The following is a 16,304-nucleotide window of genomic DNA, read 5'->3' on the forward strand; positions in this document are numbered from 1 at the left end:
GCGTCGTTCACACGATGCCGGAGGCAGCCAACCGATGCACCGCGCCACAGGGACCGGCCCCGTGGCGCGCCGCGGTCATCCGAAGCTCAGCGTGCCCTTCATCATCGCCCAGTGCCCGGGAAACGAGCAGAAGAACGTGTACGCGCCGCCCTTGGTCAATGCGCTGGTGGGAAAGCTGACGGTGGTGCTGTCGCCGCCGCCGATGACCTTGGTATGCGCGATCACGCGCGCATCGGCCTTGGGCAGGTAGCTGTCGGCAATGGTCGAGCGCACGCCGGCGTTGGCAACCGCCTGGAAATCGGCGGACTTGGTCAGCACCCAGTTGTGGCCCATCACCGTGGCGGCCATCTTGCCGGAGTGCTTGAGCGTCAGGTCCACCTGCGTGCAGTCGGGCGCCAGCTTGATGGCGCTCTGGTCGAACTTCATCTGGTCGTTGCCGGTGATGGTCACCGCACATGTCCGGGCCCAGGCCGAAGGTGCCATCAGCACCAGGCCGAGCACAGCAATCGTCGAAAACAGCTTCAAGGCACACTCCTGCGGTAAGAAATACGCGATGCATCCAACCCCACCGACGCTCGCGCTGCGCCGGCCTTGCCAGGGTACTGCCTGGCCGCGATCTACAGAACCTCGGCTGCAGCTCGCGTGCGCGTAGCGAGCACGGGCAGCGAGCAGATGCCACCGGGGCATCGCATGTTGCAGATCGCGCCTGCCACCGCGCACACCATGCCAGCGCGCAATCCCTGCCTCAGGCGTAATGGAAACACCCATCCAGTGACGCATGCGCCGCGGCCTGCGGCACCGGCAAGGGGCCGCGCTTGCCGGCCATCACCTGCACGAAGGCCTGCTTGAAGCGTGCCATCTCCGCCTCGGTACCCACCGTGATCCGCGACCACGTGGGCCACACCGGCCAGCTGCGGCCGATGAAGACTCCATGCGTTGCCATGTCGTCCTTGAAGCCTGCGGCCGGCCGCCTCACATCGACCATGAAGCAATTGCTCTCCGAGGCCGTGCAGGCATAGCCCTGCCGGACCAGGAACTCGATGACATCCTGCCGGGTGGCCGCGGTGCGTGCACGCCGCTGCGGCACCAGCGCCGGATCGCGCAGACTGGCCAGGCCTGCGGCCGCTGCGGTCACCGGCAGGCTGTTGACGCTGTAGAACATCAGTTTGGCCAGCAGCTCCGGGCGTGCGGCCGCGTACCCCAAGCGGATGCCGGCCATACCGTAGAGCTTGGAGAAGGTGCGCAGCACCACCACGTCCTCGTCGGCAGCGACCATGTCGACCACGCTGCGCGTGCTCTGTGCGAAGTGGATGTAGGCCTCGTCCACCACCAGCACGCTGCCCTTGGGCTTGTGCGCGAGCGCATAGTCCAGGTCCTTGCGCGCAGTCACCGAGCCGGTGGGATTGTTGGGGTTGCAGATGTAGATCACGCCTGCGTTGGGGTCGGCCGCGCACATGGCCTGCACGTCGTGCGAAAAATCCTTGCGCAACGGCACCTTGATCAGCCGTGCACCATTGCGGGTTGCCGCGCGCCAGCCCGATTCATAGGTCGGGTCGGCGGTGACCAACGCCGCACTCGGCGAAGTGAAGGCCAGCATCGTGTAGTCCAGCGGTTCGGTGGAGCCGGCGTAGGCCATCAAGTGGTCGACCGGCAACATGAGTTCCGCGGCCAGGGTGTTCATCAGTTCCATCTGCACATCGCGCAAATAACGCCCGCCCTGCGGTGCGATCTGCGCGATGGCCTTCACTGCGGCCGCCGACGGTCCGTCGGGGAACTCGTTGGAGCCGATCATCACCGGTGCCAGCGTGTTGGCCGCGGTCGGTGCAACGACGACGGAACGTTCGGCGGCACTGGCCAGTAGCGGCACCGTGCCGGCACCCGCAGCACCGGCGAACAGGGCCGAGTCCCGCAGGAACATGCGGCGCGACATATCAGGTTTCATCACAACCTCCAGCAAGGCGCCGATAACGGCTCAGGGACGTACGGCGACCACTTCGATCTCCACGCGGTACAGCGGGTTGCCCAACGCCGCGATCTGGAACGCCGAGCGCGCCGGCAGGTTGGGCTGTTCCTTGGTGCCGAAGAACTGGCGATACCCTTCCATGAAACCGTTGAAGTCCATCTTGCCGCCCAGCGCGGGGTCGCCGACCAGAAAGACCTGCATCTTCACCACATCACCCATGCCCAACCCGATCGCGGCCAGCTGTTGCTTGATCTGGTTCAACACGCTCACCGTCTGCGCCTTGGTGTCGCCATAGGCGGCAGCGGAGTCCTTGGGCGCACTGGCATCCACCACTGCCGGCACCTTGCCGCTGACGTACACCGTGGCCTTGCCAGCGGGGATTTCCACCGCCGCGGCAATGGGGAAATCGCTGTTGGGAATCTTGTGGCGAATCACCTCGGCCGCGTCGGCGGCGGCAACACCCGCAGAACAGATGAGGGTGGCGATGAGGGCGAGTGCGATGGGACGGTACATGGCAACTCCTTGGCAGGGAAAGATCAATGGCGTAGCAGCTTCACGTCGTCGGCGGTGACACGTTCGCTGTGGTCGTTGCCGAAATGGGTGCGCACATAGCTCACCACTTCGGCCACCTGGCGATCGTCGAGCATGTCACCGAAGCCAGGCATGCCGGCGTGGCCGTCGAGCACCATCATGGTCACATAGGGGCCGGCCGCCAGCTTGGGGTTGGCGGCAAGCGCGGGATACTCGCCCGCACCTTGCGCACCGTGCCCGGCCGGCATATGGCAACCCTGGCAGATGGCCTGGTACACCTCCTGTCCCGATGCCTTGGCAAAGCCTTGCTGCGGAAACAGCTGGGTGGCATCGGAACTTTGCGCCCGCGCATCGCGCAGACCCGGCGGCAACAGCAACGCGCCAATGACCAGCGCGACGGCGGCGACCAGCGTGCGTGGCAACAGGCTCATGCGCGGCCTCCTGCGGCAAGCACCCTGCGATGCAGACGGCCGACGACATCGTGTGCAGACAGGATCGCGCCCTCCTGCCAGGCCGGGATGTACGACACGTGCTCGCCGGCCAGCGCCAGGCGCCCGTCGATCTGGCACAGCGGTTCGTAATGTTCGGCGCGCGCCTGCTCGGTCCACATGCCGAAGCAGCCATGCGTGAACGGCACACGGTGCCAACCGACGGCGACACCGTTTTCGAATTCGCGCGGATACTGCGGATGCAGCTGCGTACCGTATTCCACCGCCTTGCGCACGCGCTGCTCCGGCGTCATCGAGGTGAACTGGTAGGCATCCAGCCCCCAGACATAGGCACCGAGCAATACACCTTTGCCGGGGCTGTGATAGCCGGTGCTTGGGTAGCTGATCAGGGTGATCGGCAGATCGGTGTAGCTGATGCCGCCGTAGATCGCTTCGTCCTCTTCCCAGAAACGGCGTTTGAATTGCAGCCCCACCTTCATCGATGCCGCGTACGGCACCTTGCCGATCGCGGTGGTCATCGCGTCGCTGGCGGTCACCGGAATGCGGCTGAGTACCGACAACGGAATCGTGCAGACGCACCACTCCGCGCTGGCGATACGTTCATCGCCGCCATGCGCCGCATCCTGCCAGGACACGCGCACGCCGCTGCCGTCCTGGTCGATCCTGGTGACCTTGGCGTTGTAGGTGATGGCATCGCCGAGCTGACGCGCGAACGCCTTGCCGATCTGGTCCATGCCGCCCACCGGCTGGAACATGGTGGTCTGCATTTCGTAGTTGTTGCCGGCCGCCAGCGTGGTCCACAGGCGCGAGCGCAGCACGTCCTGCACGCTGAAGGGGTCGGAGAACTCCGGTTTGCCCGACAGACCGCCACCGGGATATCGCGCAAAGCCGCGCCGCTCGCTGCTGTCCTTGCCTTTGACGTAGCCAAACTTCTGATCGAGCGCGCCCCAGGTGCGCAGCGATTCCAGCAGCAGTTCCTGATCCTCGCGGCTGACGGCCGTGTCCAGGGCGTGCTGCTGCGTGCACTTGGCCAGCAACTCCGAGACATGGCCCTTGTAATCGGCATCGATGGCGCGAAAGCGCTGCGGTTTGCCGCCGAAGCCTTTTTCGCTATGCAACAGCGCGTTGTAATTGACTTGGTTGAAGGCTTCCAATGCCACCCCGAACTGCTTGCAGTAACTCAACACCGCCTTGTGGTGATGCGGAATGCGCCACGGCCCCGGGTTGAGATACAGCCCGTCGTCGAACTGGCAGTGCTGGGCGGCACCGCCCAGCTCGGTGTAGCGGTCGCCGCCACGCAGGGTCCAGTTACGCCCGCCGGGCCGGCCGTTGTATTCCAGCACCTGCACGCGGTAGCCGGCCTTGCGCAACTCGAAGGCGGCGCTCATGCCCGCAAGACCGGCGCCCAGGATCAACACCGATGCGCCCTTGGGGTCGCCATCCAGCTGCAATGGCCCTTTGAAATTGGATTCGGCCGCCATGCCCAGGCTGCTCATCGCCTGGTACATCATGGCGCCGCCGGCGGTCATGCCGATGCGCGCCAGCAATTGCCGCCGCGTCATCGCCCCAGAGTAATTGCCTTGCGTCACTGCATAGTCCCCTGCATGTCGTGGACAAACGCACGCGATCGGCCGCACGGCCGGTCGCGGCTGTGTTTCAAAACCGGTAGGACAGGCTGGCGAACAACTGGCGTGGCGCGATCAGCTGATACGAGCCGGAGCTTTCGTTGGGAAACACCGCACCGATCGCATCGTCCTTGTCGAACAGGTTATAGACCGACAACTGCAACCTGCCGCCTGCCAGGAATCCCGCGTCGCCGCCCTGGTAGCCCACGCTGCCGTTGACGATGAAGGTGGCATCCACCTGATCGGTGTTGAGCGTGTCACCGTAGCGCTTGCCGGTGTATTTGGTATCGAGGTTGGCGAAGAAGTGCTCGCCTTCCCAGCCACCGTTGACGCTGAACATCACCTTCGGTGCGTCGGGCACGTCGTTGCCTTTGACCTGTACCAGATTGCCGCTGACCGGGCCGAAATAGTTGTCCTGGAATTCGGACCTGTTCCAGGTCAACGATGCACCCAACCGCCAGCCCGGCGCTGGCTTCCACATGCCCGACAGTTCCGCGCCATAGGTCTGCACGTCGCCGACATTGGCGTACACCGTGGGAGCCACCACCAGCGGGTCCGGGTCGGTCAGCGCGATGATGCGGTTTTCGTAGTCGATCTTGTAGGCGGCCAGATAGCCGCTCCATTGCGTGGATTCGGCGCGGATGCCGATATCGATGTTGGTGGACTCCTCCGGGGCGATGTCCGGATTGAACGCGCCGGAGGTCAGCGCCAGGCGCGGCGCCGAGCTGAAGTTTTCGGCGTAGTTGGCAAACACCTGCACACCATCGGCCAGCTGGAGACTTGCACCCACCTGCGGCTGAAACCAGTCGCTGTTCTTGATGGTCACATTGCGCCGCACACCGATATTGAAATCGTCCAGGTTGGCGATGCCGTTGTAGTCGCGTTTGACATCCAGACCCTTGGCACCGAACTCCATCGTGAGCCGGTCATCGAGCAGGCGCAGCGTGTCCTTGATGTAGAGCTGCTTCACTTCGGTGGAGAAGTGGTTGTCGTAGTAGATGACGATCGGTCGCAAGCCCTTGAGCAAGGCACCGGTCGCCGGGTCGAGGTTGTAGAGCGGGCGCACCTGATCGAAATCGTAGTTTTCGTACCACGCACCGACTTCGAGCTTGTTGTGCTCGGTCTCCCACGCCACCGCACCGGTGATGCCGTAACGGTCGCCGCCCATGATCTCTTCGCGCCGCGTCATGGCGCCGACGCGGGTGACATTGCCGTTGGCATCGACGATCTGCGGGTCGTTGATGGCGATATCGGTGCGCCCGGGTGTGCCGGCGATTGCATCGTTGTACAGGCCGGTGGCGGTGCTGGGCGGCGTACCCCCGACGCCGTAGCCATGCTTGTTTTCGTAGTAGCCGGTGAACGTGGCGCCGATGGCGTCGTTGAACATGAAGTCGCCGTGCAGGCTGAGCAGCGAATCGCGCCGGCCGTTCTGCCATTCGCTGTAATGCTCGGCGTCCACTTCCGGGTTGCCGGTGATGCGTTCGTGCAGGTCCCACGCCACCGACCCGTCGGAGTTGTACGACTGCACGTCGTAGTCCTTGCGGTTGTTGTAGATCCAGCCGAGCGTCAGGGTGCCCGCGTCCCAGGCCTGGCGAATCTTGGCTTCGAAGTGATCGCTTTTCTGCGTGGCCGGCTCCATGTCCCACACCCCGCCCTGGGTGCGCGAGGCAGAGACATACGCAGTCGGGCCGCCATCCCACCACTGCGGCGTGTCCAGGCGCACGAAGCTGCGCACCAGATCGTCCGAACCGATGGTCTGGGTGAGATTGCCGCTCCAGCTGTCGCCGCCCTTCGGCGGCAGGCTGGTGTAGCGGATCGCACCACCGAGTGCGTGATACGACGGCTGGGTGACATCGCCCGAGCCGGCCGACACGGTGACGTCGAGCAGGTTCTCGCTGGAGACATAGCGGGTGATCGGCCCGCCTTCGCGGGTGTCGAAGGTCTCGATCGGAATGCCGTCGAGCGTCACGCCGATCTGGTTGGCGGAGAACCCGCGGATGGTCATCGAGTCGCCGAATTCGTATAGCCCGAACGGGTCGGTGGTCTGCACATTCACGCCGGGCAAGCTGGCCAGCAGTTGCTGCGGTGCAACGCCCGGGACCTGTGCCTGGATCTCGGCAACCGAAATCGATGCGGTGGTCCGCGTGGAGCCGGTGCCCACCACGCTGACCGCATCCAGCGTGCGCGCATCCTGGGCGGCGGCTGGCAGGCTGTGTGCGCCGGCCAGCAACAAGGTCATCGACGCCAGCGTGTGGCGCGAGCGGGTGGTGCTGAGGATGGCGGCGACCGAGGCCGCCAGGTGATCGGTATTCAGGCACTTTCGCATGCAATCAAACCCCTGGAGACGTGTAGCGTGCTGAGTGACCGGGCGCTCCCCCGAGACCGGCTGACACCGCAAATGCGGCATGCATCGACCATAACCAGCACAGTTCCGCCGCAACCGCGGTGCGGAGGGTAGGGTTGGCGCAGGCGGGTAGGTTCCTGCCGGATTCAAGACTCTGAATAGGTCTCGCAGCGACCTACCTGCGCGGTTTCGGGCATAACAGGTCTTGCGCGCTTGCCATGCCGCGACAGATCGACAACGCTGCGCAGCCACCGCATGAGCACACCTATGCCGCCCGCACCGCCGTCGCTGCTGTTGCTCGATTTCGATGGCGTGCTCGCGCACTACGCGCGGCCACGGCGCATGGCCGCGCTGGCGGCGGCGGCGGGCTGCACACTGCAGCGGGTGCACGAGGTGCTGTTCGTGCAGGGTCTGGAGCGCGCCTACGATGCCGGCGCGATCGACACGCAGGCGTATCTGGCGCAGGTGAGCCAGGGGCTTGGGCACACGATCGATCGCGCCACCTGGCTCGCGGCCCGCGTCGCCGCCTGCCGCGCCGACCCATCGGTCGTGGCGCAGGTACTGGCGGTGTCGGCGACCACGGCAGTGGCAGTGCTCACCAACAACGGCCCGCTGATGATGGACGCGATCGAGCGGATCGTGCCGCCGCTGTTCCCGCTGTTGCAGGGCCGCGTGCTATGCAGCGGCGCACTCGGCGGCCGCAAACCAGATGTACAGGTGTATCAGCGCGCGCTTGCGCAGCTCGGCGAACGCGCCGAGCGCACGCTGTTTGTCGACGACCTGTTCGTCAACGTGCGCGGCGCACGCGCGGCCGGCCTGCACGCCGACACCGTGCGCGACGCCCGCGCCTTGCGGCGGGTGTTGAAGCGGCACGGCGTGGGATAAGTGTCGGGAATCGGGAATCGGGAATCGGGAATCGGGAATCGGGAATCGAAGCGTCGCAAACCGCAGCCAAGAGCGGTACTGCATGCAGCTCCGACAACCCAGCGCACGCCACCAGACAACACCGCGATGCCTTCAGCCCCTCTCGCCTCGGGAGAGGGGTTGGGGTGAGGGTACGAAGGACGACACCCAACTCGCAGCAGCGAGCTGAGCCCCCGCATTACGCCGGAACCTCAACATCAAATAAGCGACAGACCACGCAATCACGCCCGCCAGACTGCGCACGCTCACCCCAAGCCAAGCCCCATCATCCTGCACTTCGCAGGACGCAGGCATCCATCACGACTGCGCGACATACTCGGCAATCGCCAGCCGCAAACGCGCCAACCCCTCAGCCAGCTCGGCATCGGTCAGATTGAGTGCCGGCACAAAGCGCAGCACATCCGGTCCAGCCTGCAGCACCAGCAAGCCGTGCTTGGCGGCCAGATCCAGGATTGCCCCCGCCTGACCGGCATGCGCCGGTGCCAGCACCGCGCCCAGCATCAGGCCGCGTCCGCGGATCTGCGCAAACACATCGAACTTGGCATTCAATGCTTCCAGCCCTGCGCGCAACGCCGCCGATTGGCGCTCCACGTTGGCTGCAATCTCCGGCGAGGCCAGCTTACGCAATGCCACCCGCGCTACCGCCGCGGCCAGCGGATTGCCGCCGAAGGTGGTGCCGTGCGCGCCGAACTGCATGGTCTGCGCCACCTTGGGACCGGCCAGCATCGCACCGATCGGAAAACCGCCGCCCAGCGCCTTGGCCAGCGTCACGATGTCCGGCGTCACCTGCTCCTGCCAATGCGCAAACAGCGTGCCGGTGCGGCCCATGCCGCATTGAATCTCGTCCAGCACCAGCAAGGCGTCGTGCTGATCGCACAGCGCGCGCGCACGGGCCAGGAAGCCCGGCGCGGCCGGCATCACCCCGCCCTCGCCCTGGATCGGCTCCACCATCACCGCTGCCACGTCGCCGGAGGCCATCGCCGTTTCCAGCGCCGCCACGTCGTTGAAATCCACATAACGGAATCCACCCGGCAACGGCTCATAGCCTTCCTGGTACTTGGGCTGCGCGGTGGCCGTCACCGAGGCCAGCGTGCGGCCATGGAAGCTGCCGCGGAAGGTCACGATGACGCGCCTGTCGGCCGGGCGCCCCTGGCTGCTGGCCCACTTGCGCACCAGCTTGATCGCCGCCTCGTTGGCCTCGGTGCCGGAATTGCACAGGAACACGTTTTCCGCAAAGCGCGAGGCGGTGACCAGTTCTTCGGCCAGACGTAGCGGCGGCGCGCTGTAGAAGATGTTGCTGGTGTGCCACAGCTTGCCGGCCTGCTCGGTGAGCGCCGCTACCAGGTCCGGATCGTTATGGCCCAGCCCGCTGACCGCAATGCCCGAGGACAGGTCCAGGTACTCGCGCCCCGCATCGTCCCACACGCGACTGCCCTGACCGCGCTCCAGCACCACCTGACGCGGGCGATACACCGGCAGGTAGTAATGCGCGAGGGACAGGGGCGAATCGGCAGCGGTGCTCATGATGGTGGGTCACAGACGCGGAAGGGAGACCGGCATTCTCGCGCATTCGCGCGGCTGCGGCACAATGCGCGCATGCGCCCCTTCTCCGATCCTCAGCTCACCCCCGCCACCGACGACGGCTGGCGCCGGCAGTGGTTCGACATCATCTACCGGCACGACACCCGCCCTTCGCGCAATTTCGACCTGTTGCTGGTCGCGGCCATCCTGGCCAGCGTGGTGGTGATCATGATCGACAGCGTGCCGCGCATCCATGCGCACTCGGCGCACTGGCTGGTCCCGCTGGAATGGGCATTCACGGTGCTGTTCACCGTCGAATACGCGCTGCGGCTGTCGGTGGTGCGGCGCCCGCTGCATTACGCGCTCAGCATCTGGGGCGTGATCGACCTGCTCTCGATCCTGCCCAGCTATCTGTCGTTCTTCGTGCCCGGCGCACAGACGCTGCTGGTGGTGCGCGTGCTGCGCATCCTGCGGCTGTTCCGCATCCTCAAGCTCACCCGCTACATCCAGGAAAGCGGGCAATTGGTGGACGCGCTGTGGCGCAGCCGCCGCAAGGTGCTGGTCTTCCTGTTCAGCGTGCTTACCATCACCGTGATCGCCGGCGCCACGATGTATGTCATCGAAGGCCCGCAGCACGGCTTCACCAGCATCCCCACCAGCATGTACTGGGCCATCGTCACCATGGCCACGGTGGGCTTTGGCGACCTGGTGCCGCAGACCACGCTGGGCCGTTTCGTCACTTCGGCGCTGATCCTGATCGGCTACAGCATCATCGCCGTGCCCACTGGCATCTACACCGCCGAACTGGCCAGCACGCTGCGCGACGGTGGCCACACCGGCAAGCGCGCTACGCGCAACTGCGCCCGCTGCGGGCTGGAAGGCCACGCGGCCGACGCACGCTATTGCCGGCAATGCGCCGAGCCGCTGCCGGCGCTCGCGAACGGCTGAAGCGACTACGCAGCCAGGCACCGCGCGCAATCGGCAGGCGCGGTGCCGCAACGCACGTCAGCACTGCGCGATCCCAGCAGGCGAACCAGGCTCGCGCAATCGCGTGCACCACGCTCAATCCAGAAACAGATCCGGCAACAACGCATGCGACGGGTCGACCGCATAACTGCGCAGGTCGGTGATGCCGGCCTTGGCCAGGACGTCGTCGTCGATCAGGAACTGGCCATGAAATCCGGCCGCCTTGCGCGTCAGCACCGCATGCGCCGCATCGGCCACGATCTCCGGGCGACGGCAGGCAGCGGCGTCTACGCCGGGCAACATGTTGATCGCATCGGTGGCGATCACCGTGCGCGGCCATAACGCATTGACCGCCACGCCTTGCGGGCCGAACTCGGCGGCCAGCCCCAGCGTGACCAGGCTCATGCCCATCTTCGCCAACGTGTAGCCGGTATGTGCACCCCACCATGCCGGATTCAATGAAGGTGGCGGCGCGAGGGTGAGGATGTGTGGATTGGATGACCGTAACAGATGCGGCAGGCAGGCTTGCGCGCACACAAAACTACCCCGCGCATTGACCTGCTGCATCAGGTCGAAGCGCTTCATGGGCGTCTCCAGGACGCCGCGCAACCAGATCGCGCTGGCGTTGTTGACCAGGATGTCGACCCCGCCAAACGTCTCCACGGTTGCAGCAACGGCGGCCTGCACCTGCGCGTCGTCGCGGATATCGCATTTGAGCGCAAGCGCCTGCCCACCGGCCGCAGTCACCGCCGCGGCCGCGCTATGGATGGTGCCGGGCAATTTGGGATTGGCCACCGCCGATTTGGCCGCGATCGCCACATTGGCCCCATCGCGCGCCGCGCGTAGCGCAATCGCCAAGCCAATCCCGCGCGAGGCGCCGGTGATGAAGAGGGTTTTGCCTTTTAAGGTCATGGGATTGGGGAATCGGGATTAGGGATTTGTCAGAGCTTACAGCCGGTGACCGGCGCCGAATCGGAACGCGTCATGTGCAGCTGCTGGATTCAACCGACCAGCCACCAGCCCTGCACCATCCGCCTTTACGAATCCCCAATCCCGAACAACCAATCCCCGCCCCTCAGGGCTTCGGCCCCTGCCCCTCGTTGTCTTCCCAGTGCAACACGCGACGGGTCACGAAGCGGTAGATCGGTTTGCCGGTGGCGAACCACAGCTCGCGCACCCAGGAGGTACGCTTGAGCACGCGCCGTTCCACCGGCGTGATCGAGGCCGGGCAGTACATGCGCTTGTGCTTGAGCAGATGGCGCAGATCCTCGCGTGCAAGCAGGCGCATCCAGCGCGCGCGCGGGTTGCCGCGCACGGCCAGCTGGAAATCGATCACCGCCGGGCTACCGTCGTCCTGTACCAGCCAGTTGGCTTCCTTGGCCAGATCGTTGTGGGCAACACCACGCCGATGCAACTGCTGCAGCAACCGCCGCGCACTGCGAAAATAGGCCAGGTCGCCACGCGGCGGACGCTGGTACATGGCATCGCCCGCCAGATAGCTGCGGTCCAGATGGCGCCCGTCCCAGTGCAGCAACCGTGGCGTGCGCGGCAGCCCGTCCAGCTGGCGCAAGGCCAGCGCTTCGCGACGCGCCAGCCACCAGGCCACGCCGCGCAACAGCCACGGCGCCACGCTCAGGTCGCGCCGCACGAACACCCGGCCGGCGTCGCGGATCAACAGGATGCGTCCGAACGTATCGGACTTCAGTGGCAGATTGCCGGCGCGGTCGTCACTCATCCCCCATTGTAGGCGGGCGCCGTGCATCGCCATACCGCCCCGGGCGTGCCTGCAGGTGGCACCGGCAGGCGCCGGCGCCTGGATGCAACCTCAGGTGAAGCGGACAGCCGGATGTGAGCACCGCGCAAGTCAGCCGTCGCCGTGCCCACCTATAATTCGGGGATGAACTCATGGATCGACGCCACGCTGGAGTGGATCGGACACCACCCCACCTTTGCTGGCGTGGTGATCTTTGCCATCGCATTCTGTGATGCGGTGATCGTGCTCGGCGCCATCGTGCCCGCGCTGCCCCTGCTGTTCGCCATCGGCGTGCTGATCGGGCTTGGCCAGATCAACGGACCGTATGCGGTGGTCTGCGCCACGCTGGGCGCGTTCGTCGGCGATGCGCTGAGCTTCTGGGTAGGCCACCGCTGGGGCCATCAACTGCATACCTACTGGCCGTTTCGCCGCTATCCGCAATTGCTGGAACGCGGCGAGTTGCTGTTCCGGCGCAACGCCTTCAAGAGCATCCTGATCGCCCGCTACGTCGGTGCGGTGCGGCCGTTCGTGCCGGCCATTGCGGGCATGTCGCACATGCCGTTCAAGCGCTACCTGGTTGCCAGCGGCCTTGCCTGCGTGTCGTGGGCCTTGCTGTTTCTGGTCCCGGGCTGGGTGCTGGGAACCGCCTACGACGCGGTGGCGGCCGTGGCCGGGCGCTTGTTCGTGGTCGTCACATTGCTGGCCGCGGTCATCGGCCTGGCCTGGGCGGTGGTGTTGTATTCGTATCGCTGGTCGGCAGGCCATCTGGATGCCTTGCTGGCACGCTTGCTGGAGTGGTCGCACCGGCACCCGGTGCTGGGCAACTGGTCGGTCAGCGTGTTCGACCCGCGCCGTCGCGAGTCCGTGCCGCTGGCGATGATGGCGCTGATGCTGTTGCTGCTGGGCTGGGGCTGGTTCGTGCTGCTGATGGTGGTGCTGGCGCATGGCGAACCGCTGCGCGTGGACCTGGCCGTGCACGACCTGATGCTGGCGCTACGCAACCCGCTGGCCGACTACCCGATGGTGGCGCTGGCCTCGCTGGGCGACTGGCAGGTGCTGCTGCCGGCGATTGTCGCGGCCATGGGCTATCTGGCCTGGCGCCAGCGCTGGATGGCAGTGACGCACTGGGTGATCGCGCTGGCCTTCGGTCTGGCGCTGACCCAGCTGCTGGGCGCCACCGTGCAGGTGGTGCGCCCGCCGGCAGCCAGCAGCGGCTTCGGGTTTCCGTCGGTAGCGGTGACCATGGCCACCATTGGTTTCGGCTTCTTCGCGCTGCTGATCGCGCGCGAGCTGCCCGGGCGTCGTCGGGTATGGCCGTACCTGGTCAGCGGCGCCATCGTTTCGCTGATCGGCTTTGCGCGCCTGTATCTCGGCGCGCACTGGCTCAGCGACGTGGTGGGCGGCATGTTGTTCGGCATCTTCTGGCTGCTGGTGCTCGGTATCGCCTACCGCCGCCGCGCCACGCGCGCGTTCTGGGTCAAGCCGGTGTCGTGGATCTTTTACGGCGTGTTCGTGAGCTGCGCGATCTTCTTTGCGCCGCGCAATCTCGAGACCAAGCTGGCCAAGTTCGAACCGCCGCCGCCGTTGCTGATGGATCTGCCCGCCAGCGATTGGTGGAACGGCCAATGGCGCCTGCTGCCGGCGCGACGCAACGAGTTCGACGACGACCAGCGTTGGCCGCTGGACGTGCAAGTCGCCGGGCCGCTCGCACCGCTGCAGCGCCAGCTGGAATCGCGCGGTTGGCGGGCCCAACCGCAGGCGGGCTGGGAACAGGCACTGCATCTGCTCGATGCCAGCGGTCGCCCGGACGAAGTGCCGATCCTGCCGGCCACGCTGGATACCCAGGTCGAAGCCTTGTTGATGGTGCGCCACGCGGCGCCCGGGCACGTGCATGTGCTGCGCCTGTGGCCCGCGGCCGCGCGCCTGCAGCCCGGCGCACAACCGCTATGGGTCGGCAGCACGCAGACCTTGCGCTACAGCCGCCACTTCAGCCTGATCGGCCTGTGGTATCCGCTGCGCGGCGTGGACCCTGCCCTGAGCGCGTTGCGCGATGCACTAAGCCCGCTTCCGCATCGCGTCGAACAGCGGCGACGCTCCAAGTTCCCGGTGATCCTGATAGACAGCACCTCGGGCAATGCGGTACGTGGCGAGGACAGGGACAACCCTGCACCGCAGACAGAAATCACTGCGTCCAGGCCGGCGGCATCAGGACCGCCACAGCGCGGTGATTGATCGGGCAGCAATCGCTAGCGGCCTGCATTCGCGGAGGCCGCTTGAAAAGAGCTGGCAGCACTAACTCTTGAAGGCTGTCTCGGTAGCGGTCACGTCCTGGCGTCGTCCGGATGCAACTGAACTTTCAGGGTGAAAGGCTGCTGGTCGCTGGTTGAGATCCATGCCCACCGACCATTTCGACTGGTCCTTGCCCGCCCACCGTCGCGGGACCCTTGGCGGCATGGATGCCGCCACGGAGCTACAAGGACGTACTTGCAGCGTGCCCTGCGATGGTGGGCGGGCAAGGGCCCTGCAGCAACGGAGCAGACCATCCGCTCTGCGCCGTTGCTGCGGGTATTGAGCAATCAGGTAGCGACGACTGCATCTTTCGTATCGTGATTGCTTGGTTCTCTTCAAGCCTGGTCGAGGGCGCGGCGCCCTCACCGCTCGCGAGACACGCCGTGAATCCGTCCATGGAGGCTCGATGGCGGCATCCATGCCGCCAACGGTCCCGCAATCGGTGAGGACACCACGCCAGACAGTTGGCTGGTGGTTTTGTTGAAAAGCAAACACACCGCGTCGCCAGCTTGCCAGTCGCTGTTGAGATCCATGCAGACCGACCATCTCGACTGGTCCTTGCCCGCCCACCGTCGCGGGACCCTTGGCGGCATGGATGCCGCCACCGAGCCTTATCTGTTGGAATTCTGCCAGTGTGGGTGTCGAGAGCCGACGTGGGCCACCGTGAGAGCCTAGATCCTTGCCGATCGTCTTGTAGCAGGGTGCCCACGTCGGTATCTCCCCTGTGTCGCCCGAACAGTTGCCGGAGTTGACGCTCGTAGACGTAAGGCTGGGCAGGCAGGGGAGCTCTCGACCCTTCAAGCCTAACGGAGTTCGCTATGAATGGCATCGGGATTGATGTGTCCAAGGCCATGTTGGATGTGGCCGTCCATTGCGGCCCTTTCGCACGGTTTCACAACACCCCTGCCGGTCACAGAAAGCTGTTGTCCTGGCTGGCCAGGCGGGAAGCTGGCCAGATTATCCTGGAGGCCTCTGGCGGTTATGAGCAGCGGGTGCTGGATGCCCTGTTCGACGCCGGTCACCAGGTCGTGCGGGCCGATGCGCGGCGCTGCCATGCCTTCGCTGCTGCCACCGGTGTGTCGGCAAAAACAGATCGCCTGGATGCGGCGAATCTGGCCTGCATGGCCGCCACGCTGGAGCTGCGTCCCTATCAGCCGATGGAACCTTGGCGGCGAAAGCTACGCGAGTTCGTGCGCGCACGACAGCAGCTCGTGGACCTGACGATGAGCGCAGAAAACCAGTTGGAACACGTAACAGAGACGACGTTGCGCCGCGCATTGCAGGCCAACATCAACCAGATGAAAAAGAACTGCCTGCGATTGGAAAAGCACATTGCCGAACAGGTCCGCCAGCAACCGCAATTGGAGGCGATGCGCGCGTTCAAAGGCGTGGGAGCGACCCTGCAAGCCGTGATCGCCAGCTATTTGCCAGAGCTAGGAACCCTCGATGGCAAGGCCATTGCCAAGCTGGTCGGCGTCGCCCCCATCGCCCACGACAGCGGCAGCATGCGCGGCGTCCGCCGGATCCGCGGCGGGCGCATAGAGGTACGCAACGTGCTGTACATGGCGTGCCTGTCGGCCATCAGCACGAGCCACGGATCCGTGAGTTTTATCGGTCCCTGCGAGCACGCGGCAAGCCAGGCAAGGTCGCCGTCGTGGCGGCGATGCGCAAGATGCTGGTCATCCTCAACGCCCGCGCCAGAGACACTCTAGCTGGAGTGGCCCAAGCCATCCCGACCTGAGTGTCCATGCGCTGGACGGGGCGACGGCTGCCGACCAGCGGCCGGTACCACCGTGCCCGGCTTATGGACTAGCCAGAGCCACTCCAACAACACAGTTGCTACATGGACGTACTTGCGGCGTGTCCTGCGATGGTGGGCGGGCAAGGGCCCTGCAGCGAAGGCGCAGACCATCCGCTCTGCGCCTGATCTGTCCGTCAT

General features: G+C 65.6%; 12 protein-coding genes and 1 pseudogene. 4 read left to right on the forward strand and 9 right to left on the reverse strand.

What is annotated here, in order from left to right:
• Nucleotides 1-75 precede the first annotated feature (75 nt).
• From azu to ACCQ12_RS16125, 6 genes are all read right to left on the reverse strand, one after another.
• Entirely contained in the window at nucleotides 76-525 is a 450-nt protein-coding gene (azu, locus tag ACCQ12_RS16100) for an azurin (protein ID WP_047696891.1), read from the reverse strand.
• A 220-nt stretch (nucleotides 526-745) separates the two neighbouring features.
• Nucleotides 746-1,942, reverse strand: a complete 1,197-nt coding sequence (locus ACCQ12_RS16105) for a pyridoxal phosphate-dependent aminotransferase (protein WP_372382231.1) — start codon at nucleotides 1,940-1,942, stop codon at nucleotides 746-748.
• Nucleotides 1,943-1,972: 30 nt separating this feature from the next.
• On the reverse strand, nucleotides 1,973-2,476 hold the full coding sequence (locus tag ACCQ12_RS16110; protein ID WP_372382232.1) for a RidA family protein: 504 nt from the start codon (nucleotides 2,474-2,476) through the stop codon (nucleotides 1,973-1,975).
• 23 nt (nucleotides 2,477-2,499) lie between these two features.
• Nucleotides 2,500-2,925, reverse strand: coding sequence for a c-type cytochrome (locus ACCQ12_RS16115; RefSeq protein ID WP_166745255.1), 426 nt, complete (start codon nucleotides 2,923-2,925; stop codon nucleotides 2,500-2,502).
• Nucleotides 2,922-4,505, reverse strand: coding sequence for a flavin monoamine oxidase family protein (locus ACCQ12_RS16120; protein ID WP_372383642.1), 1,584 nt, complete (start codon nucleotides 4,503-4,505; stop codon nucleotides 2,922-2,924). Before ACCQ12_RS16120 ends, ACCQ12_RS16115 begins: the two co-directional genes overlap by 4 nt.
• 94 nt (nucleotides 4,506-4,599) lie before the next feature.
• Nucleotides 4,600-6,882, reverse strand: a complete 2,283-nt coding sequence (locus ACCQ12_RS16125; RefSeq protein WP_372383643.1) for a TonB-dependent receptor — start codon at nucleotides 6,880-6,882, stop codon at nucleotides 4,600-4,602.
• Nucleotides 6,883-7,179: 297 nt separating this feature from the next.
• On the opposite strand from ACCQ12_RS16125, the gene ACCQ12_RS16130 reads away from it, so the two are divergent.
• Nucleotides 7,180-7,797, forward strand: a complete 618-nt coding sequence (locus ACCQ12_RS16130; RefSeq protein WP_372383644.1) for an HAD-IA family hydrolase — start codon at nucleotides 7,180-7,182, stop codon at nucleotides 7,795-7,797.
• Nucleotides 7,798-8,133: 336 nt separating this feature from the next.
• On the opposite strand, the gene ACCQ12_RS16135 is transcribed toward ACCQ12_RS16130, so the two are convergent.
• Nucleotides 8,134-9,360 (reverse strand): acetylornithine transaminase, encoded by a 1,227-nt coding sequence (locus ACCQ12_RS16135; protein ID WP_372382233.1) that lies wholly within the window; start codon nucleotides 9,358-9,360, stop codon nucleotides 8,134-8,136.
• A 72-nt stretch (nucleotides 9,361-9,432) separates the two neighbouring features.
• Between ACCQ12_RS16135 and ACCQ12_RS16140 the strand changes: the two genes are divergently transcribed.
• Nucleotides 9,433-10,305, forward strand: a complete 873-nt coding sequence (locus tag ACCQ12_RS16140; RefSeq protein WP_372382234.1) for an ion transporter — start codon at nucleotides 9,433-9,435, stop codon at nucleotides 10,303-10,305.
• Between the two features lie 114 nt (nucleotides 10,306-10,419).
• Here ACCQ12_RS16140 and ACCQ12_RS16145 read toward each other — a convergent pair whose 3' ends face one another.
• Both ACCQ12_RS16145 and ACCQ12_RS16150 read right to left on the reverse strand, forming a co-directional pair.
• Entirely contained in the window at nucleotides 10,420-11,235 is an 816-nt protein-coding gene (locus ACCQ12_RS16145) for an SDR family oxidoreductase (RefSeq protein ID WP_372382235.1), read from the reverse strand.
• Nucleotides 11,236-11,398: 163 nt separating this feature from the next.
• Nucleotides 11,399-12,058 carry a serine/threonine-protein kinase gene (locus ACCQ12_RS16150; RefSeq protein WP_372382236.1) on the reverse strand — a complete coding sequence of 220 codons (660 nt, stop codon included), beginning with the start codon at nucleotides 12,056-12,058 and terminating at the stop codon, nucleotides 11,399-11,401.
• 162 nt (nucleotides 12,059-12,220) lie between these two features.
• Between ACCQ12_RS16150 and ACCQ12_RS16155 the strand changes: the two genes are divergently transcribed.
• Both ACCQ12_RS16155 and ACCQ12_RS16160 read left to right on the forward strand, forming a co-directional pair.
• Nucleotides 12,221-14,308, forward strand: coding sequence for a bifunctional DedA family/phosphatase PAP2 family protein (locus ACCQ12_RS16155; protein ID WP_372382237.1), 2,088 nt, complete (start codon nucleotides 12,221-12,223; stop codon nucleotides 14,306-14,308).
• Between the two features lie 875 nt (nucleotides 14,309-15,183).
• A pseudogene (locus ACCQ12_RS16160) lies at nucleotides 15,184-16,106 on the forward strand (IS110 family RNA-guided transposase).
• Nucleotides 16,107-16,304: the final 198 nt, after the last annotated feature.

This window comes from Xanthomonas sp. NCPPB 1068 (assembly GCF_041479385.2).
In the GTDB taxonomy this organism is placed as follows: domain Bacteria; phylum Pseudomonadota; class Gammaproteobacteria; order Xanthomonadales; family Xanthomonadaceae; genus Xanthomonas; species Xanthomonas cannabis.